Raw genomic sequence first — 20,656 nt, 5'->3', positions numbered from 1 at the left:
CTTTCTTCATAGTCATGTCCAACCGGGAAATTTCGCGTGGCTGCGACACTTATGTATCATGCATTCCTGAATAAACGCACATCCCATTATAATTATTCTTTACCTAGGAATGGCTGTGGTTTTCATGTAGACTGGTAATGATTTACTGCCGCCATGCCTTGTTTTTTTGGGTGATGGAGGTTCGTACATACTTGCTTGCATATGGGGGTGGGCACTGTGCCCAAAAAAGAAAAGGTTTCTATGTCGTGGCTGCTGCGATATTTGAAGCCGGTCAAAGGACGACTGCTGCTTCTGCTTATTATGCTGTTGACGTCGACGGGCTTGCAGCTGCTGAATCCGCAGATTATTAAACGGTTTATCGATACGGCAGCTGGTGGCGGTGTTCTGGCCAGCCTGATTCAGCTGGCGGGATTATTCCTGGTTGTGGCTGTCATTAACCAGCTGATTACGGTGGCTGTCAGTTATCTGGGTAACGATATTTCGTGGCGCGCAACGAACCGGCTGCGTGGCGATCTTTTGAAGCATTGCCTGCGTCTGGATATGCGGTTTCATAACGTCAAGACGCCAGGCGAAATGATTGAGCGGGTCGATGGTGATGTTACCAGCATCTCGAATTTTTTTGCGATGTTTATCGTGCAGGTCATCGGCAGTTTTGTGCTGTTGGCCGGGATATTGGGGTTCATGTTCACGGTGAGTCTGCCTATCGCCATCGTCATGACGGTCTTCACGCTGCTGTCGATTCTGTTTATGGTGTTCATCCGGAACATGGGCGTTAATTCATCCAAAAGCGAACGGGAAGCCAGTGCTTCGCTGTTCGGCTTGATTGAAGAGCGTATCGCAGGCATTGAGGACGTTCAGGCGAACGGCAATGTACCGTACGTAATGAATCGGTTTCACCGCTTGATGCGCAGTGTATTCCTGAAAGGGAGAAAAGCCTGGATGCTGCGGGTCATTCCCTGGAATACCACGGTTGTTCTGTTTGCCCTTGCCGTTACCGCTGTGCTGTTACTGGGGGTCCGTTATTATCTGATTGGCGAGATTACGCTGGGAACCCTGTTCCTGATCTATCAATATACACAGATGCTGAACGACCCGATTGAGATGCTGGGCGATCAGGTGCAAGAGTTTCAAAAGGCAAAATCCGGCATGCTCCGCTCCAGAGAACTCCTGTCCAACAAGAGCGAGATTGTGGACGGAGAGCAAGAAGAGCTTCCCGAGGGTGCGCTCGGATTGGAGTTTGAGGGAGTTAACTTCAGCTACAACGAAGATAAACCGGTGCTGCAAGACATTAATTTTACCGTTAAGCCGGGTGAACGTCTTGGCATTATCGGGCGCACCGGAAGCGGGAAGTCAAGCCTAAGCCGAATTCTGCTGCGCCTGTACAACATCGACAGCGGGGTAATCCGCGTGGGAGGTACCGATATTACGAAGCTGAAGCTGCCTGCGCTGTACCGCCGGGTCGGTATGGTAACGCAGGACGTGCAGCTGTTTGATGGGTCGCTGCGCGACAACCTGACGTTGTTTGATAAGGGTGTATCCGACGCGTTCATTCTGGAAACGACGGAGCGTCTTGGACTTCGTCAGTGGATCGATGCGCAGCCGGAGGGCCTGGAAACGCATCTGACAACAGGCGGATCCTCGCTGTCTGCCGGGGAAGCACAGCTGTTCGCTTTAACCCGGGTATTCCTGACGCAGCCGAGCCTGGTGATTCTGGATGAACCCTCTTCACGCCTGGATGCCGCAACGGAAACAATGCTGCAGGTAGCTGTGGATCAGCTGATGAGCCGTTGTACGGGCATCATTATTGCGCATCGGCTGGCCACTCTGGAGCAGGTGGATAAAATTATGGTGCTGGGTGACGGAAGGATTCTGGAATTCGGCTCAAGGGAAGAACTTGCACAAGATCCGGCTTCACATTATGCCAGACTGCTGATTACGGGCAGAGAGGAGGAGCTTGCATGACGATTACCGGATTTATCGGGCGTTTGTTTCGCTACCGGCCATCTTTATTTATCGTGAACGGAATTCTATGGTGTATCTTTCACTCACTGCCTTTGTTAATTGGGCTTGGCATGCAGTGGTTCTTTGATCGGGCAACGGCGAACTCCACCGATTACGTGTGGCTTGCCATGCCGCTCATCTTCATTGCGGTTGTCAGGTTCTCCCGCGTAGGCACATTCTTCGCCGCGTTCTACGCCTGGGTAACGTATATCTATCACATTCAGGCTATTCTGCGAACCAATATGCTGGCAGGCATCATGCGCTGGCCAGGACGAAATCTGCCGGCATCGCCGGGGGAGGCGATGAGCCGCTTCCGCGATGACGTGGATGAGGTTGTAGAATACGCGGAGTCGTGGGTGGACTTCTGGGGACGACTCGTGTTCGCGATTGTCTCCGTTGCAGTCATGGCAAGCATCAACTGGAAGATCATGCTGGTAGCCGTCCTGCCACTCGTGGTGGTGACACTGCTGAACAACCTCTCCGGTAACCGGGCCCGCCGCTACGGGCTGAAGAACCGTGAAGCGACGGGGCGGATTACGAGTTTCATCGCAGAAACCTTTGGTGCCGTTCAAGCTTTGAAGCTGGGACAGGCCGAAGATCATGTTCATGAGCGCTTCACGAAGCTGAATGAAGACCGCCGTCAGGCAGCGCTGAAGGATAATCTGTTTAAACAGTGGATGAGATCCCTGAACCAGCATGTATTAAGCATCTGCACGGGTCTGATTCTGTTGATGTGCGCTGCTGAAATGCAGGCCGGACATTTTACCGTCGGAGATTTTGCGTTGTTTACGACATATCTGGCGAATATCGGCTTCAGTATTTCATTGTTCGGTTATATGGTGTTCCAGCACAAGCGGCTTAAGGTTTCCTTTGACCGGATGCGGTCACTGTTTCGCCCGGGTGAGGAAGATCAGATTATTGAGGCTCGGGAAACGTACCTGAACGAAGATCCGCCGGAACTGCCTGTCATCACCAGAGAACCGGGGGAGAAGCTGAAAGAGCTTGAAGTCAGGAACCTATCCTATCATTATCCGAATTCGGAGAATGGAATATCGGATATTAATCTCCGTCTGGAGCGCGGCAAATTTCTGGTGGTCACCGGACGAATCGGGGCTGGCAAATCGACACTGGTTCGGACATTGCTCGGACTGCTGCCAAAAGAGGAGGGCTCGATCCGCTGGAACGGAGAAGAGGTCGATCCGGCCACCTTCCTCATGCCGCCTCGCGCAGCGTATACACCACAGGTTCCACGACTGTTCAGCGATCCTCTAAGAGAGAATATTGTGCAGGGGAAAAAGGATCGGGCAGAGGAATCTCTCGAACGGGCCATTCGTCTTGCCGTCATGGAGAAGGACATCGAGAACCTGGATAAGGGACTGGAGACGTTTGTCGGCCCGAGGGGCGTCATGCTGTCCGGCGGACAGATTCAGCGCGCGGCTACGGCGCGTATGCTGATGACGGGTGCGGATCTGTTTATCTTTGATGATCTGTCCAGCGCGCTCGATGTGGAGACGGAGCAGCTGGTGTGGGATGGACTGTTCAAGGAGCGTGACGTTACTTGTATTGCGGTATCGCACCGCAGGGCGGCTCTCTCGAAGGCAGATCATATCATCGTCATGAAGGATGGCAGGATCGAGGCTGAAGGCAGCCTGGCGGATCTGCTTGCCACAAGCGAAGAGATGCAGCTGTTATGGCAAGGTGAACAATCCGCTGTCGAGGTGGAAGCCGCGGCAGGAGATGAAGTCGAGGTAAGCAAGATATAACCGCACAGGAATGCAGATTTGGAATTGGGGACTTTTGAATTGAGCAAGCATCGATTATGGCAGCTTCCGTCCGTCGGAAGCTGCCATTTCTGTATGTCTTGGGAGTATGCAACATGATGGGCCGTGTGTATCGCTGCCGTTAATCGCCATCCCCTGATTCTATTATTTTGCTCACAAGAATAAGGATATAAATACAAGCCGGTCGATAGACTGATGGAATAGGATGTAGGAGATCAATAGGGAAGGTGGGTTTACGATGGAATGGAGTGTCATTTTTCAATTGATTGACCCGCGGCTGTTCATGGTTGTTGCTGCCTGCTGGGTGATCGGATATGTGCTGAAGCAAACGCCTAAGGTTCCGAACTGGAGCATTGTATACGTAGTTATTGTGGTCTCCATCCTGTTTACTGCCGGCCTGATTGGCTGGAGCGTAGAAAATATCATTCAGGGTATACTCGCAGGAGCATTTGCCGTATTCGGACATCAGGCCGTTAAACAGACGGCGGAGGCCATTGCGACAAGGAAGAAGTAAGGGCTCGCTTGGGCAGGGAGCATACCCTGTCCTTTCCATTTGCTGCAACGATCTATGCTGCCGTGCGTAATAATCAGGATAAACAGAACACGGTGACGGAGGGAATACCATGAATAACGAATTTTATGTCGGATGGGGGATACTGGCATTAATCAATGCCGGGCTGGCCCAAGGAAAAAACAGAACGGGATTAAACTGGTTCCTGCTGTCTTTGCTGCTGGGGCCGCTCGCCACCCTGTTTCTTGTCCTGTCAGCGAAAAGATAACTGGGCAATAAAAGAGCCGCCTCCCGGGAGGCGGCTCTTATCGTATTACATCCGCTGAAACATAGCGGTGTCACGGCTGTAGTGAGTGAGATATCCTGTTTCTTCATTGCGGATGCGGACGACATCCGGTGTGTAGCATTCAATATACCCTCGTTCAATCTCCACGTAAACGCTTGCGGGATCTTCCTCCCATACGGAAACCAGTGTTTCCGATAAGGCGGCAGCAAAAAAGTGGACGTCCTGTGATAGGTACCGGCTATTGCGGTCTGTATTCATTTCATATCCCCTTGATGGTTAGAATCTGATAAAATTTGGTCTACTAATTCATGCATTCCCTTCCAGGAATCCTTCAGAATAAATTCATGCTGAATGCGGGCGTTCCAGGGACGCGGAATCAGAATGGTTTGTTTTCCGGCTTTTCTCGCGGCAATCGCATTATGGGGTCCATCATCAATAAGCAGGTCGAACTCCACCAAATCCTTGCGTTTGGCTACGAAAAAATTCTCGAATGGAATAAAAGGCATGTGCATTTGCAGCCATCTCCACTTCTCCGGCACCGAGGAGGGGCGGGCTGCGGTTACAACAATGACGTCATAATCATGTGTCATTCTGTGGACTTCGTCAATCGTATATTCATCAAAAAGTTCAAGTTCTTCATATAAACCTGGCTTTCCGAAGAAGAATTCTTCCGAGCATTCTGGATGCCAAATCTCGTTCAGGTTGTAATCGGTAATCTGATCCAGCGTAAGCTGAGGATTTTTGTACTGCAGATTGTGATACTGAATGGCCTTGGGTATCAGATGGCAGATCGTATCATCCATATCAATGGCTACTATTTTTTTGCTCATATCATTACTACTCTCCTGTAATCATGAAATCTGGAATCAATGATTTTCCGTAATTGTAATGGACAAGCTCAGAATTGGCAAATCGAAATCATAAATGGAACAATATGGGATTTGTATAATCCTGACACATTACTATTTAAGTATAGCATTAATATAGCCTGCAACCTTCTTGTTATTTCCTTGCCCAGGGAATATCGCGATAAATCATAAACTCTTTCATCCATTATGACAGTACATGTCATAATTGCCGTTCTATAATTAGCGTATTACAGGGATGTGGGAGGAAACGCCATGCCGCAAGAATATATCCGGATTCGTGGAGCCCGGGAGAATAATCTGAAGAATGTTTCGCTGCAAATCCCAAAACGGAAGATTACAGTATTTACCGGGGTATCCGGTTCAGGCAAATCTTCGATCGTGTTTGATACCATCAGTTCAGAGGCTCAGAGACTGCTCAATGAGACCTTTACCGCTTTTGTCCGCAATCGTCTCCCGCGGTATAGCCAGCCTGATGTTGATGCAATCGAGAACCTGTCTACGGCCATTGTCATTGACCAGAAGCGTCTGGGTGGCAATTCGCGCTCAACGCTGGGGACGATTACCGATCTGTATGCCATACTCCGTCTGTTGTTTTCCAGGGTGGGGCAGCCGTTTGTGGGGTACTCCAATGTTTTTTCTTTTAACGACCCGCAGGGCATGTGCCCGGAATGTCAGGGAATTGGCAAGAAGGTGGAACTGGATTTCAATAAACTGCTGGATACGACCAAATCCTTGAATGAGGGGGCGGTGCGGTTTCCCATTTTTTCGGTGGATAGCTGGTATTTGAAGAATTACACGCTGTCCGGTTTTTTTGATAATGACAAGAAGCTGGCCGACTATTCCGAAGCGGAGTGGAATCTTCTCCTGTACGGCAAGGAGGGTAAGGTGAGGTTTCCGTCCAAGGGAGGACCGGTGGAGTCTGACTTTGAAGGTCTTGTGCTGAAATTCAATCGGCTCTATATCGAGCGCGACAGCAGCGAGTTGTCCGAAAGAACCTTGAATCACGTGAAGAACTTTATTGCGCACGGCACCTGCCCGTTATGCCAAGGAACACGGCTGAGCCAAGCAGCATTGAGCTGCAGAATTAATGGGTATAACATCGCCGAGTGTGCAGCCATGGAGATCGGAGAGTTGAGAAAGGTCATTATGGGGATTACGGCTCCGGTAGCCACCGGTATGGTGGCAAGCTTATCGGAGCGTCTGCAGCACCTGGTGGATATGGGACTGGACTATCTTACGCTGAGCAGGGAGACCACCACGCTGTCCGGAGGAGAATCGCAGCGGGTGAAGATGGTCAGGCATCTGGGCAGCAGTTTGACGGATATGATGTATATTTTTGATGAGCCGAGTGTCGGTCTGCATCCAAGGGATGTGCACCGTCTGAACGGGATGTTGATGAAACTTCGTGACAAGGGCAATACGGTGCTGGTGGTGGAACATGACCGTGATGTGATCGGGATTGCCGACCATGTGGTGGACGTGGGACCGAATGCGGGTACCGGGGGAGGGGAAATTGTCTTCGAGGGTACGGTTGAGCAGCTGCATAGTCAGGGGGCAACGTTAACCGGGCAATATATGAGACGCTGCATGCCGATGAAAGAACAGTTCCGGATGCCCACCGGGCAGATGCGAATTACCGATGCCAATCAGCATAACTTGAAAAATGTAACCGTGGATATTCCGGAAGGCGTATTGACAGTGGTAACGGGGGTAGCGGGATCCGGCAAAAGTTCACTGATTCACCATGCTTTCCTGTCCCAGCATCCTGAGGCTGTTGTCATCGACCAGTCCGCCGTCAGCACTTCGATTCGTTCCAATCCTGCCACCTACACGGGTATTATGGATGACATCCGAAGGCTGTTTGCCAAGGCTAACCATCAGAGTCCGTCCTTGTTCAGCTTCAATTCAAAAGGGGCATGCCCCGACTGCCACGGACTCGGTTTCATTTACACCGACCTGGCATTTATGGAAGGCATCAAGACTCTGTGCGATACCTGTGACGGCAGGCGCTTTAAGGATGACGTGCTGGAGTATAAACTCCATGGAAAAATGATTACGGACGTGCTGGACATGACGGTGCTGAAGGCGCTCGATTTTTTCGAGAAAAAAGAGATCAGGCAGCGTCTGGCGACTCTGGACGATGTGGGCCTGCATTACCTGACGCTGGGACAGCCGCTGAGTACCCTGTCCGGTGGCGAATGCCAGCGCATCAAGTTGGCCAGCGAGCTGCACAAGCAGGGGAAGACCTATGTTATGGACGAGCCGACAACCGGGCTGCATATGTCGGATGTCGGACATTTGCTTGATATGATGAACCGACTGGTAGATAACGGCAGCTCGGTGATCGTCATTGAACATAATCTGGATGTAATCCGCCAGGCGGATTGGATCATAGACCTTGGACCGGAGGGCGGCAGCGGAGGAGGCCGGGTGGTGTTTGAGGGAACCCCTGCTGAGCTGATTACAGCGGAACATTCCTTGACAGGAAAGTATGTGAAGGGATAACTGGACGAAGTCGCGTCAAGGAAGTGGCGCGTTGTTATAGCGGTGCAAGTCCCTAATAGGGACTTGGAGGAAGCCGCAGTGTAAACCATAGAATGGCTGGACCCCGTTTCCCCGTGGTCCAGCCATTCTATGGTTCTTAGGCTTATAAGATATCCTATAAGGCAATACTGTATGTTGCATCAGCCTGCAGGAAAAGGCAGGTGGGCTAGTCTTTTCCAGATGCGCGCAGGCAGGTCATGATTATGGGTCCACGAAGCAGCTTATCCAAATAGAATTAGCGCTATGAGCTTTATTTAAACGGGGGATATAACAATGCATAAAGTATGGTGGAAGGAAGCCGTTGCCTATGAAATTTATCCGCGCAGTTTCATGGATTCAAACGGAGACGGCATCGGAGATTTGCAAGGGGTTATGTCCCGTCTCGATTACTTGAAGGATCTAGGGATTGATATCATCTGGATCTGTCCCATCTATCGATCCTCTAACGACGACAACGGTTATGATATCAGCGATTATCAGGACATTATGACGGAGTTCGGGTCGATGGCCGACTTTGATCTGCTGATGACAGAAATCCATAAGCGGGGCATGCGTATTATTATGGATCTTGTCATCAACCATACCTCGGACGAGCATCCGTGGTTTATAGAGTCCCGTTCCTCCCGTGGCAATCCGAAGCGTGATTATTATATCTGGCGGGATGCCAGGAACGGGGCGGAGCCAAACAACTGGGAGTCGGTGTTTACAGGTTCCGCTTGGGAGTATGACGCACATACGGAGCAGTATTACCTCCACCTCTATTCCAAAAAGCAGCCCGATTTAAACATGGAGAATCCAATGGTCAGGCATGACCTGGTTCGCATGATCCGTTGGTGGCTGGATAAAGGGATCGATGGTTTTCGGGTGGATGCGATTACCCATATTAAGAAGCTTCCGGGATTACCGGATATGCCAAACCCGAACAATCTCCGTTACGTGGACTCCAACCCGGGTCACCGGAATATTGAGGGAATCCATGAGTTTCTCCAGCAATTTAAACGGGAAGCTTTTGCAGACTACGATATCATGACGGTTGGCGAAGCAAGCGGAATACCGATAACTGAAGCAGATCGCTGGATCGGGGAAACGAGCGGAGCATTGAACATGATTTTTCAGTTTGAGCACGTCAATCTGGATTTTGGTCCTGAAGGACGTTGGGATTATGCAACCTGGGATTTGGCTGAATGGAAGCGCATCATGAACAAATGGCAGACCGGTCTTGAGGGCGTAGGCTGGAATGCCCTGTATTTGGAAAACCATGATCAACCGCGCTCGGTATCCCGCTTTGGCGATCCGGTTCATTATCACAAGGAATCGTCCAAGATGCTGGCGACCTTTTTTATGCTAATGCAGGGAACGCCGTTTATTTACCAGGGGCAGGAAATCGGGATGACGAATGTGGAGTTTGCCGAGCTGAGTGATTACAGGGATGTCGAGATTTACAATTATTATCGAGAGCGGCTTCTTGACGGGAAGGACGTATCCGAGACGATGCGCAGAATAGCTTACCGGGCTCGGGACAATGCAAGGACGCCGATGCAGTGGGATGACACGCTCTATGGCGGCTTCTCAACCGTTGTGCCCTGGATCCGCTCCAATCCGAATTATCACGAGATCAATGTGGAGCAGCAGCTAACGGATCCTGATTCCATTTTGAATTACTATAAAGCATTGATTCGTCTGCGCAAATCCAGTGAAGTGCTGATCTACGGTAAATATCAGGCTTTACTTCAGGAGCATCCGGAAATATTCGCTTATTCCAGAACCTTAGGGAAGGAAAGCTATCTGATCGTGCTGAACTTTTATGGCAGAACGCCAGATTTTCAGTTTCCAGCGGAATGGCGTGACCTTCTTCCGGAAGTTGTACTCTCGAATTATGATCGTTCTGACCGAAGTTTGAATCAATTCACTCTAAAGCCTTATGAAGCGATAGTTTATCGTGTAAACTAAGTAAGAAAGCGATTTCTTGAGATTAGAGGTGAATGCAGTTTGTCACAACTTAACATGATGTCTGCAGCGGTTCTTGATCGCCCTTTATCCATTGGGGTGAAGCAGGTCCCTATTCCGGAGCCGAAGCCGGATGAGGCCTTGATTCAGGTTTATTGCATTGGCATTTGCGGTTCGGATGTGCATTACTATGAGCACGGACGAATAGGCAGGTATGAGGTCAAAGAACCGTTGATTCTGGGACATGAGCTTGCAGGAGTTGTTGTAAAAACAGGAGAAAAGGTGACAAACGTGGCCGTCGGCGACCGTGTGGCCGTAGAGCCGGGTGTCACATGCGGGCGCTGCTCCTATTGTAAGAGCGGGCGCTACAACCTGTGTCCGGATGTTGTATTTATGGCCACGCCTCCGGTGGATGGGGCTTGGGCAGAATACGTGGCGGTTCGCAGCGACTTTCTGTTCCGTCTGCCGGATGAGATGTCCTTTGAAGAGGGCGCTTTGCTTGAGCCGCTGTCCGTAGGCCTCCATGCCGTCCGCCGCGGGCGTATCCGCCCGGAGGATCGAGTGTTTGTGCTCGGGCTGGGACCGATCGGCTTGCTGGCTATCGAAGCCGCCAAAATGTCCGGGGCCTCTCAGGTGTATGGCAGCGACGTCGTTGAATACCGTCGTAATCTGGCCCTTCAGATGGGAGCTTCCGGCGTGATCAATCCACTGGAGGAGGACGTTACCGACCGCTTGTACGAACTTACGGGCGGCCAAGGGATTGATCTTATCATTGAAACATCCGGTAATGCCGGTGCCATCTCGGATTCGATCGGTTACGTGAATCGCGGGGGACGAATTGTATTTGTAGGCCTGCCGACACGCGATGCCATTCCGTTGGACATTGGCGCTTTGGTTGATGCCGAGCTGGATGTATTCGGGGTGTTCCGCTACGCGAACACTTATCCGGCCGCCATTCAGATGCTGCAGAACAAGGACAGCCGCATACGGGACATCATCACCCATCGGTTTTCGCTAGATCAGATTGAGGAGGCCGTCGAGCTAGCCAGAACGCAGAAGGAAACCAGTGTAAAAGTCATGATCTATCCTCATCCAACCGCATAATATTCAGCTGAATTTTTTGAAAGAATGAGCAGGGCTCCGGGAAGGAGCCTTGCTTTTTTGTATGCATAAGAAACTGTTGTAAATGGTTAAAAAGTCGGAATATCCTAAAATAATAAATAGACGACATGAACGGGAGGCTGGCAAATATGATTTGGAGCGGCTGTACCGTGGTGGTGCTGAACACCGGAGCGGGAATCAAATATCCGAACACCGCGCGTGTGGAAGCTCTGCCCCTGCAGCCGGAGAGTCGCTTCCGGGTCTGACGCGTTCATAACGCTAAAGAGTGAAGTCGAATCCTATAAAAAGCACCGCTCCAACATTTGTCGGAGCGGTGCTTTTTTGATAATCCGGATTAGTCCGGGCGTTCATTGCTCATCCAGCTGTCGATGCGGAGATCATCGCTGTAGCTCTCACGAGCCAAGATTTCGCTGAGCTTCTGCTCGGCTTCTTCACGGGTATCAAATCCGCCAATGACCGCAATGAAGTTGCTGCTGGCGGTCTTGATGAAGGTCACATCGTCTTCAATGTAAATCTCTTCAAGGATAGCGAGGGATTCCCCTTGCGGCATCTCTTCACTGCGAATGTAGAAGACCTCTTGCGGTGTTACCGGCTCGCCGGTAGAAGTGAGCTTCAGCTCGATATACCCAGGATCTTTATATTCGGAAACGGTATGTTTCACGCCATCCTTCAGTTCAACAACAAATCGCATGGCCGAATCATCCAAAATGACGTTTTCATAGACATCCTTCACGAGCGGGAGCGCCAGCATATCTTTTTTGATGGTTTCGTAATCAAAGTTTCGAACCCCGTTGAACGTAAAGATCAGACGGTTTGGCGCATCACGGTGATCCACAGTGTAGGCAGGTACGCTGGAAACGGACTGGCCCTCCTGGTCAAAATGAATCTTGAACACATCCTCGGAAGCTTCCGTTCCCACGGTAACACCGTCTGTGACTTCGCCTCCGCCTCCGAATTGGAGCACCTGAACGATGCTGCCCACTACGGGTACTTTGGATAGGGCATTAGCCACCGTCGGAATATTTATCACGAAGAGCAGGGCAACGGCTGCTGCAACAACGGAAGAGTACCTCATCATTCGCATGGATCTTTTACGTGCGGCTGCTTTTCTCTGAGCCGATTCCATAACGCTGGCAAGCTGGGCTGGGATTTCAATGTGTTCATAGCGTTCTTTTCCTGTCATAGACGATCGACCTCTCCCTCGATTAGATACGTTTTTAATTTACCGATAGTGCGGTAGAACTTGGTCTTGACGGTGTTCTCGGATAATGACAGCACATCCGCCATTTCTCGAAAGCGCAGATCCTCAAAAAATTTCAGAATGATATAGGTTTTTTCTTCTGGCATCAGTCTGTCCAGCGCATCATATAAATCCAGTTTTTCTTCCAGTGGCACGGCATGCTCGGCAGCTGCATAGTCTTGAGCGTGGTCTTCCATATAGGTAACCCGTTTTTTACGACCGAGATGGTCGATGGCAGCGTTAATGACAATTCGGGTCATCCAGGAATCAAAGTACTGCGGCGTATTCATCCGCTCATATGCGAGGTACCCCTTATAGGTCGCCTCCGATACGATATCCAGCGCCTCTTGCTCGTTTTTGACATAGCAATAGGCCACCCGATATAACTTGTTTCTGCATTTCTCAATATTTTCGCTGAACTGTTTTTGCTGCGATTCTTTCGCTCTCAGTTCACTCACCCCTAACTACTAGCACTAGTATTAATGTCATTGCACGAATTCGTTTGATCTATTCATTGGCTGGCTTGGATCATCTCAAGTACTTGAGTGCGCTTGACTGATCATTAGACCTTGGAGCCGGGCAAATAGTTTTAGCTTGGGACAAAAAATAGGCGAATGGGGAGATGTACCAGTAAAATCAGGGTCATCAAAAGCTGATACCGGCAGGGAAAGGGAGGGTCTGAAAAATAAGCCATTACCTTAACAGGAGTCTTTAATGATGTTACTATATTAAGCATATAAAATGTCTGGAGGCCAGAGTATGTAGGTTTTTCTACCCTAACCAACACAACTAAATACAGAATTGGGGTAGAAAGATGAAGAGGAAATCTTTTCGTTATCTCTGGGTGGGTCAGGCACTCGCCAACAGCGGCGATTTATTTTATATTGTCGGTTTGATGGCTATCGTTCATGGGATAACAGGATCTGCCATGTTTATGGCGTTGATTCCTTTTGCCACAACGATGGCACGGTTTATAAGCGGGAGCTTTGCGCCCATTTTAATGGATAAATACAATCTCAAGTCGCTGCTTGCTTCGTCTCAAATTGGAAAAACGGCCATGTTATTTCTATTGATCATGACCGACTATGCGCTGGGTGAGCAGGAGATGACGGTCTACGCCATTCTCGGATTCGTATTCCTCATCTCATTGCTTGATGGCTGGGCTGCGCCTGCAAGCCATGCCATGCTGCCGCGTCTCGTGGATACCAGCGAGTTAACGAAAGCGAACAGCTTCATAGCGCTTGTCGATCAGATGATTCAACTGGGCGGATGGGCCGTAGGAGGACTGCTGGTGGCAGCCCTTGGGGGCAGCAATGTGATAGGGGTTACCTTTGTTCTGGCTGCAGCCGCCGCTATTTTCATGAGGCTGATCGAGGATCAGCATGAAACACCCCAAGGGCAGAAGGAAAAATCCGGAGTATCGCATTGGAGTTCGATCCAAGAAGAGTGGATACTTATTTGGAGGGAGCCCTCACTCCGGGCGATCCATGTGATTTTTGTGCTGGAGACGATTGCGGGTGTGATCTGGATTGCGGCTATCATCTATGTATATGTAGCGGAGGTGCTGCATAGGGAAGAGGCGTGGTGGGGTTACATCAATGCAAGCTTCTTCCTCGGGCTCATGCTTGGCGGACTGTTTGGAATGAGAGCTGCGGAGGTGATTGACCGCAACATCCGTCAGTTTGTAATTATCTCTTCCTTTGGCATCAGCTTCATGACGTTCGGCTTCGGACTTACCTCGTTGCCCTGGTTGGCACTCGTGTTCTCGGCCGGCTTTGGTATGTTCGAACAATTGAAGGCTGTTTCGCTACAAACCACCCTGCAGCGAAGTGTGTCCGTTCGATTGCTGCCCAAAGTGTATGCGGCTCAAAGTGCTCTGATATCGCTGGTATTCGGCGTGTCCACACTGTTGTTCGGCTTCATTACCGACCAATTCGGTGTGCGGGCTACGTATATCATTGCAGCTGCGATTATGTTCATTTCGGGCTGTTATGCCTTGCGGATACGTTCGAGATTACCGGAAATAGGTGAGGGGCTCCGCACAGATTCATCTCTGAATTAATGGAAAAAAGACGAGCTTAAAACTCGTCTTTTTTTGCATCCTTGAACAATCTGGTCATTGAAATAGGAGGCTCTCCCGTTGGATGCTGCGGGAGAGCCTCCTTGAATTGGTGTGGAGGTTACAGGGAAGGACCGATGGCAATCCAGGACATGAAGCCGTAGGCAAGATTGCAGTTTTGCTGACGGATCACTTCCAAGACGGCGCTGTTCTCGCGCTGGGACTTCAAGGAGATCTGGAAGCCCGGATTGTTGCTCATCCCTACTATGACATAATTAATTCCGGCAAAGGGCTCATCGAACTGGACGGTTACCTCGGTCAGTGCATCAGCTCCAAACACGAAAGGAGTCATTCCGAATTGCTGCAGCTTCGGCTGTCCAGCTATGCCGCGTATTGGAGTAAAGTCCAAGTGTTCTGTCGTGATAGTACCCTCAGCCAGCTGTTGTCCGGTAATCGTTCCATCGGCAACATGTGCTCCTGTGATGGAAGCCTCTGCGATTTTGTCCCCAGTGATTGATCCTTCGTCTATGGTGAAGTTGCTGCAAACATCCGGGCTGAGATGGCGGCTGTCGATAGAGCCCTCGGCGATTTGAGTGCCAGTAAGGGAGCCGTCGGCAATTTGGATGCCGGATAGGGAGCCAGCGGCGATATGCTCTCCTGTAATAGTGGCCTCTGCAATTTTATCGCCCGTGATCGAGCCTTCGTTTAAGGTGAAGTTGTCGAAGGCATCGGGAGCGAGATGACGGCTCTCGATGGAACCATCGGCAATCTGAGTGCCAGTAAGGGAGCCATCGGCGATTTGGATACCGGATAGGGAGCCCTCAGCCACATGCTCTCCAGTAATAGAAGCCTCTGCGATTTTGTCGCCCGTGATCGAGCATTCGTTTAAGGTGAAGTTGTCGAAGGCATCAGGGCCAAGATGGCGGCTTTCAATGGAACTATCGGCAATCTGAGAACCGGTAAGGGAGCCATCGGCGATCTGGATGCCGGATAGGGAGCCATCGGCGATATTTGCCCCAGTGATGGAAGCCTCCGCAATTTTGTCCCCAGTGACCGAACCATCGACTAAGGTGAAGTTGTCGAAGGCATCAGGGCCGAGATGGCGGCTTTCGATGGAACCCTTGGCGATCTTAGAACCGGTAAGGGAGCCATCAGCTATATGAGTGCCGGTAAGAGAACCATCGGCAATCTGGATGCCGTATAGGGAGCCATCGACAATATTTGCCCCAGTGATGGAAGCCGCCGCAATTTTGTCCCCAGTGATTGAACCATCGACTAATGTGAAGTTGTTGAAGGCATCGGGACCCAGATGTTGGCTGGCGATGGAGCCATCAGCGATATGCTCTCCAGTAATAGAAGCCGCCGCAATTTTGTCCCCAGTGACCGAACCATCGACTAATGTGAAGTGGTCGAAGGCATCAGGGCCGAGATGGCGGCTTTCAATGGAACTATCGGCAATTTTATTACCTGTCAGGGAGCCCTCGGCAATATGCTCTCCAGTAATAGAAGCCTCTGCGATTTTGTCCCCAGTGATCGAACCATCGACTAAGGTGAAGTTGTCGAAGGCATCAGGGCCAAGATGGCGGCTTTCAATGGAACCATCAGCGATTTGAGTGCCGGTAAGGGAGCCATCAGCAATATGCTCTCCCGAAATCGAGCCCTCGTATAAGGTGAAGTTGTCGAAGGCATCGGGACCCAGATGTTGGCTGGCTATGGAGCCAACAGCGATATGCTCTCCAGTAATAGAAGCCTCTGCAATTTTGTCCCCAGTGACCGAACCGTCGACTAAGGTGAGGTTATCGAAGGCATCAGGGCCGAGATGGCGGCTTTCAATGGAGCCATCAGCAATTTGATAACCAGTCAAGGAACCGCCCGCGATTTGGCTGCCGGATAGGGAGCCCTCGGCAATATGCTCTCCAGTAATAGTAGCCGTTGCGATTTTGTCCCCAGTGACCGAACCATCGACTAAGGTGAGGTTATCGAAGGCATCGGGACTCAGGTGTTGGCTGGCGATGGAGCCATCAGCGATTTGAGTGCCGGTAATGGACCCATCGGCAATTTGAGTGCCAGTAAGGGAGCCATCGACAACATGCGCAGCCGATATGGAAACCTCTGCAATTTTATCGCCGGTAAGGGAGCCAGCAGCAATATGCTCTCCCGAAATCGAGCCCTCGAATAAGGTGAAGTTATCGAAAGCATCGGGGCCGAGATGTCTGCTGCCGATGGAGCCGTCAGCGATTTGAGCGCCGGTAAGGGAACTATTGGCGATTTGAGTGCCAGTAAGAGAGCCATCGGCCACATGCACCCCAGTAATAGTAGCCTCTGCGATTTTGTCCCCAGTGACCGAACCATCGACTAAGGTGAAGTTGTCGAAGGCATCAGGGCCGAGATGTCTGCTGTCGATGGAGCCATCAGCGATTTGATCACCCGTCAGGGAACTATTGGCAATTTGAGTGCCAGTAAGAGAGCCATCGGCCACATGCGCCCCAGTGATAGAAGCTTTGGCGATTTTGTCGCCAGTCACAGAACCTTCGTCTAATACGAAGTTATCGAAGGCATCGGGACCCAGGTGTTGGCTGGCGATGGAGCCATCAGCGATTTGAGTGCCGGTAATGGACCCATCGGCAATTTGAGTGCCAGTAAGGGAGCCATCGACAACATGCGCAGCCGATATGGAAACCTCTGCAATTTTATCGCCGGTAAGGGAGCCAGCAGCAATATGCTCTCCCGAAATCGAGCCCTCGAATAAGGTGAAGTTATCGAAAGCATCGGGGCCGAGATGTCTGCTGCCGATGGAGCCGTCAGCGATTTGAGCGCCGGTAAGGGAACTATTGGCAATTTGAGTACCAGTAAGAGAGCCATCGGCAACATGTACCCCGGTGATGGAAGCCTCTGCAATCTTGCTTCCTGTTATTCCGCCATCCTGCAGAAGTTCTGTTGTGATCGCACCAGCTTCGATATGCTGCGAACCGATGCAATGGGTTTGCAGGTGATGCGGAAGAACAGCGCCTTCGGCCAGCTGCCGAGATTTAACAGCACCTGGCTGCAATTGATCAACTCCAACGCTGTCTGGCTGCAGGTGGACATGACTGACGGACTGATTTCCGAGATGTGCAGAGTTGATGGAATACGGAGCCAAGTGATTGCTCTGAATCGAGAACAATTCCACATGTCTGGAGCCAACAGCACCCTCGGTGAGATGCCCGCCATCAATCGATTCTCCGGCAATATGCTCTGAGAGAACAGCGCCTCTCGTGAGATGCGCGGACTCAATGCTCTCATCTTGAATATGCCCAGCGTTGATGGAGCCGGAAGCAATATGGCGATCGGTCACAGAGTCCTCGTCAATATGCTGGGTCTTGATTATCTCCACACCCAGATGATCCGACTGGACACTCGCCTCCTGCAGATGAACAGCAGAGATGGAGAGAGGCTTGATTTTGTCGCCACTCACGGCATGTGCTTGCAGTGTTGTACCCGAGACCGATGAAGGCGAGAGGTGGTTTTCTGTAATGGACTGTGACTCAAGCTTAGTGCCCGGAATGCTGGCATCGGCAAATAACACTTCTGCAGAACGGCTTTCGTCGGCCAGATGGCTTAAGGTGACGGATTTCTTTTTCAAGTGATAACCATGAATGGCTTCCTGCACAATGTGTTTACCCAAGATGGTTTCCAGTCCCAGATGGGCGCCCTCTACGGCTTGCGGTGCAATCTTATCTGAGGTTACGGCCTGATTCTGAATCGCCTCCGCGGTTACAGCATCAGGCGACAGATGAATGGGTTGAACCGCTTGTGCTGCAATTTTTCCAGCAGATACGCTGCCCTCGGCAAGCTTGGATGTCGTTACGGCAAGGTCGGTCAGTTTATCCGTGGATACACTTTCCGGAGACAGCTTCAGAGAAGTTACTGCATGGTCCCCCAAATGCCGAGGCGCAATAACTCCATCGCCGATGGAGGACTCCAGAATGCTGCCAGCCGCGATTTTATCTGTCGTTACGGAGCCGAATCCGAGCGATTCTGTCCGTACGCTTTCCTTCTGCAGATGACGGCTTGCAATGGAACTCTCAGCCAGGTGGGACTCGTGAACGGCCCCTTCTTGCAAGGCTCTCGTACCTACGCTGCCTGCGGCCAAGTGCTGCTGCTGTATCGATTGGCTGGCAATATTGCTGGAGGTCACGCCATCCTGTGCAATAATGGCCCCGCCAACCGAACCAAGCGCGAGCTTTTGGCTGGTTACGCTCTCGGGTGCCAGCGTATCTTCTTCGACGGATGCGGCCTGAAGATGCCGTTTCCCGATAGCTCCGTCAGCCAGATGCTGGTCCGTTATCGTTTTGGACTGAATGGCAGTGCCAGGCACGCTTTGAGGAGCCAAATGCTGAGGTAGGATACTGCCTTTTGCAATATGCTCTGCATTCACTGCCTGTGCAGCAAAATGCTCGGTTTGAACAGCCGCTGCTGCAATTTGGCTCGATTCCACAGCTCCCTTGGCCAGATGGCGGGTTTGAACAGCCTCATTGGCGATTTTGTGCGGGAGAATGCTCTGATCTGCGATTTTCGAAGCCGTAACGGCTTGCTCAACCAGCTTTGCCGTATGAACAGACTGATCGGCGAGCTTGGAGCTGGTTACGCTGAAATCGGCCAGATGGTGGGTGGATACAGCGTTTTTATTGATTTGGACCGGTCCTATGGCACCCGGCTGGATTTGCTCTGATCCAATGGCTCCATCCTCCAGATGGCGGGCGTTCAACGAACCTTCTTTGATATGTGCAGCGTTAACAGCTCCAGTCGCGATTTGCTCTGATCCAATGCTGCCGAGTGCGATATGCTTTTCTGTGACGGCCTTCTTCACCAGATGCTCACTGTCAACGCTCTGCGGCAGGATGTGGGAACCATTTACGGCATCGTTGGCAATTTTATTTCCGGTGACGGCACCGTCACGGATTTTGGAAGAGGTAACCGCAAGGTCGGCCAGCTTGGAGTTGTGCACGGTCTCATTCGCGAGATGGCGCGTTTCCACGGCGCTTGATGCGATTTTGTCCCCGTGAACCGCGTGGTTATCAAGCAGTTCGGTTGTAATGAGAAGCTGCTCAAGGTGACGGGCAGATATGGCACCATCCGCGATTTTATCGCCAGTCACAGCGTGGTCTGCCAGCTTCTGTGAAGTGATGCTGCTATCCTTGATTTTACTGGCATTCACAGAGCCGTCCCGAAGCTTGCGCGTGGATAAGATACCATCCATCAGATGATCTCCCGTGACCGATAATGGCGCGATTTTACCCGAGGTCACCGCTTCGTCGGCCAGGTGAAGGCTGGTAACGCTATGGTCCTGGATAGCTTCGGGACCCACCGATGCGCGCGCCAGTTTGGATGCTGTGACCGCTTTGGAAGCGATCCGGTTTTCGGTTATGGCAAATTCACCAATATCTTCAGTGAATATGAATGCTCCTTTGATTCCTGGCATTTCTTTTTCCGTTATGAGCTGCACTTGCTCGGCATCCGATACTGCAGGAGAACTGAGATCGACATCCGAAGCAGCAGGATTGCTGGAATCGACAGCTTGTGATGCTAGATCGAAGGCAGGGGTTTCATTGGTCGAATCTGAATCTGGGGCAGTTTGCAAAAGGGAATTTTGGTCCGATATAACCTGGTTGATTATGTCTTCGTCCATGGTTTCGTTCGTTTGCTGCAATTCGCTAATGCCAACGGCATTCTCTTCCAGATCCGCAACAGGAGCCGATGATAGAATGTGGGCCTCTCTGTCGGTTTCCTTATGGTGACTGTGCTCTTTCGTGCGCTCCAGCAGGTCAAGCTCTCTTGTATTGGGATCTATCATGTAGGACTGGGCAGTTGAAAACACAGCGCTTTTCTTCTTTTTTTTCAAAACAACACGCTCCTTCCGAATGATCGTCTTCGGTATCATATGCAGCCGTTTAGGCGGCTGTCACTGTCTTTCGGTATTCGAAAAGGGCGTGCGAAGGGAGGCATGGAAAAGGACCCGGCAAAGGCCGAGTCCTTGATTTGGCGCTAAATGCGCATATAAAATTTAACCCCTGACGACCAGTATGGGCTGGCTGCACAGTTGGTTCCGTATTTGAAGTTTCTTCAAGAATCATTCTAAAACAACAAAAGCCCTGCCTCTCTTTCGTCCTTGCGGCTCCGATGACCGCTCCAGTGTGAATCAGAAAAACGTTCCATAAAACTCTTACTCTTAGGGTCATTAAAATAGGAATTTTCACTTCAACAGAGATGTAAATAACCATGTTTCGAGGAACTAACGGGGTTAAACTTCATGTAAC

The 20,656-nt window shown here is 50.9% G+C and carries 13 protein-coding genes; 8 read left to right on the top strand and 5 right to left on the bottom strand.

Features of this window, described 5'->3' with window-relative positions; translation table 11 throughout:
* Positions 1 to 216: 216 nt before the first annotated feature.
* The 4 genes from B9D94_RS25335 (at position 217) to B9D94_RS31165 (ending at position 4,561) form a co-directional block, all read left to right on the top strand.
* Positions 217 to 1,962: an ABC transporter ATP-binding protein gene (locus B9D94_RS25335; protein ID WP_148248277.1), complete on the top strand. Its 1,746-nt coding sequence runs from the start codon at positions 217 to 219 to the stop codon at positions 1,960 to 1,962.
* Positions 1,959 to 3,764 carry an ABC transporter ATP-binding protein gene (locus tag B9D94_RS25330; RefSeq protein WP_006208024.1) on the top strand — a complete coding sequence of 602 codons (1,806 nt, stop codon included), beginning with the start codon at positions 1,959 to 1,961 and terminating at the stop codon, positions 3,762 to 3,764. Before B9D94_RS25335 ends, B9D94_RS25330 begins: the two co-directional genes overlap by 4 nt.
* A gap of 256 nt (positions 3,765 to 4,020) precedes the next feature.
* Positions 4,021 to 4,296 carry a phage holin family protein gene (locus B9D94_RS25325; RefSeq protein WP_006208025.1) on the top strand — a complete coding sequence of 92 codons (276 nt, stop codon included), beginning with the start codon at positions 4,021 to 4,023 and terminating at the stop codon, positions 4,294 to 4,296.
* A gap of 109 nt (positions 4,297 to 4,405) precedes the next feature.
* On the top strand, positions 4,406 to 4,561 hold the full coding sequence (locus tag B9D94_RS31165) for a hypothetical protein (protein ID WP_172963997.1): 156 nt from the start codon (positions 4,406 to 4,408) through the stop codon (positions 4,559 to 4,561).
* A 45-nt stretch (positions 4,562 to 4,606) separates the two neighbouring features.
* Here the strand turns inward: B9D94_RS31165 and B9D94_RS25320 are convergent, their stop codons facing one another.
* Complete coding sequence (locus tag B9D94_RS25320; RefSeq protein ID WP_006208028.1) at positions 4,607 to 4,837, bottom strand: hypothetical protein; 231 nt, start codon at positions 4,835 to 4,837, stop codon at positions 4,607 to 4,609.
* Positions 4,834 to 5,409: a 5' nucleotidase, NT5C type gene (locus tag B9D94_RS25315; protein ID WP_006208029.1), complete on the bottom strand. Its 576-nt coding sequence runs from the start codon at positions 5,407 to 5,409 to the stop codon at positions 4,834 to 4,836. Before B9D94_RS25315 ends, B9D94_RS25320 begins: the two co-directional genes overlap by 4 nt.
* Positions 5,410 to 5,700: 291 nt before the next feature.
* Between B9D94_RS25315 and B9D94_RS25310 the strand changes: the two genes are divergently transcribed.
* From B9D94_RS25310 to B9D94_RS25300, 3 genes are all read left to right on the top strand, one after another.
* Entirely contained in the window at positions 5,701 to 7,953 is a 2,253-nt protein-coding gene (locus B9D94_RS25310) for an ATP-binding cassette domain-containing protein (RefSeq protein WP_148248275.1), read from the top strand.
* Positions 7,954 to 8,265: 312 nt separating this feature from the next.
* Positions 8,266 to 9,942 (top strand): glycoside hydrolase family 13 protein, encoded by a 1,677-nt coding sequence (locus B9D94_RS25305; protein ID WP_036643730.1) that lies wholly within the window; start codon positions 8,266 to 8,268, stop codon positions 9,940 to 9,942.
* 39 nt (positions 9,943 to 9,981) lie between these two features.
* A complete protein-coding gene (locus tag B9D94_RS25300) occupies positions 9,982 to 11,043 on the top strand; it encodes an NAD(P)-dependent alcohol dehydrogenase (protein ID WP_148248273.1) in 1,062 nt (353 codons plus the stop codon).
* A 352-nt stretch (positions 11,044 to 11,395) separates the two neighbouring features.
* Here B9D94_RS25300 and B9D94_RS25295 read toward each other — a convergent pair whose 3' ends face one another.
* On the bottom strand, positions 11,396 to 12,244 hold the full coding sequence (locus tag B9D94_RS25295; protein ID WP_148248272.1) for a hypothetical protein: 849 nt from the start codon (positions 12,242 to 12,244) through the stop codon (positions 11,396 to 11,398).
* Positions 12,241 to 12,759: a sigma-70 family RNA polymerase sigma factor gene (locus B9D94_RS25290; RefSeq protein WP_006208035.1), complete on the bottom strand. Its 519-nt coding sequence runs from the start codon at positions 12,757 to 12,759 to the stop codon at positions 12,241 to 12,243. Before B9D94_RS25290 ends, B9D94_RS25295 begins: the two co-directional genes overlap by 4 nt.
* A gap of 356 nt (positions 12,760 to 13,115) precedes the next feature.
* Between B9D94_RS25290 and B9D94_RS25285 the strand changes: the two genes are divergently transcribed.
* Entirely contained in the window at positions 13,116 to 14,363 is a 1,248-nt protein-coding gene (locus B9D94_RS25285) for an MFS transporter (protein ID WP_148248270.1), read from the top strand.
* Positions 14,364 to 14,481: 118 nt separating this feature from the next.
* Here B9D94_RS25285 and B9D94_RS31295 read toward each other — a convergent pair whose 3' ends face one another.
* Positions 14,482 to 20,241, bottom strand: coding sequence for a WIAG-tail domain (locus tag B9D94_RS31295; RefSeq protein WP_216642858.1), 5,760 nt, complete (start codon positions 20,239 to 20,241; stop codon positions 14,482 to 14,484).
* Positions 20,242 to 20,656: the final 415 nt, after the last annotated feature.

It is taken from the genome of Paenibacillus sp. Cedars (assembly GCF_003184205.1).
In the GTDB taxonomy this organism is placed as follows: domain Bacteria; phylum Bacillota; class Bacilli; order Paenibacillales; family Paenibacillaceae; genus Paenibacillus_AQ; species Paenibacillus_AQ glucanolyticus.
This window is presented reverse-complemented; position numbering and strand designations above follow the sequence as displayed.

Excerpts from the sequence above, each read along its gene's own strand:
- B9D94_RS25330 (WP_006208024.1), top strand. The coding sequence starts at position 1,959 with ATGACGATTACCGGATTTATCGGGCGTTTGTTTCGCTACCGGCCATCT.
- B9D94_RS25325 (WP_006208025.1), top strand. The coding sequence starts at position 4,021 with ATGGAATGGAGTGTCATTTTTCAATTGATTGACCCGCGGCTGTTCATG.
- B9D94_RS31165 (WP_172963997.1), top strand. The coding sequence starts at position 4,406 with ATGAATAACGAATTTTATGTCGGATGGGGGATACTGGCATTAATCAAT.
- B9D94_RS25320 (WP_006208028.1), bottom strand. The coding sequence starts at position 4,837 with ATGAATACAGACCGCAATAGCCGGTACCTATCACAGGACGTCCACTTT.
- B9D94_RS25315 (WP_006208029.1), bottom strand. The coding sequence starts at position 5,409 with ATGAGCAAAAAAATAGTAGCCATTGATATGGATGATACGATCTGCCAT.
- B9D94_RS25310 (WP_148248275.1), top strand. The coding sequence starts at position 5,701 with ATGCCGCAAGAATATATCCGGATTCGTGGAGCCCGGGAGAATAATCTG.
- B9D94_RS25305 (WP_036643730.1), top strand. The coding sequence starts at position 8,266 with ATGCATAAAGTATGGTGGAAGGAAGCCGTTGCCTATGAAATTTATCCG.
- B9D94_RS25295 (WP_148248272.1), bottom strand. The coding sequence starts at position 12,244 with ATGACAGGAAAAGAACGCTATGAACACATTGAAATCCCAGCCCAGCTT.
- B9D94_RS25285 (WP_148248270.1), top strand. The coding sequence starts at position 13,116 with ATGAAGAGGAAATCTTTTCGTTATCTCTGGGTGGGTCAGGCACTCGCC.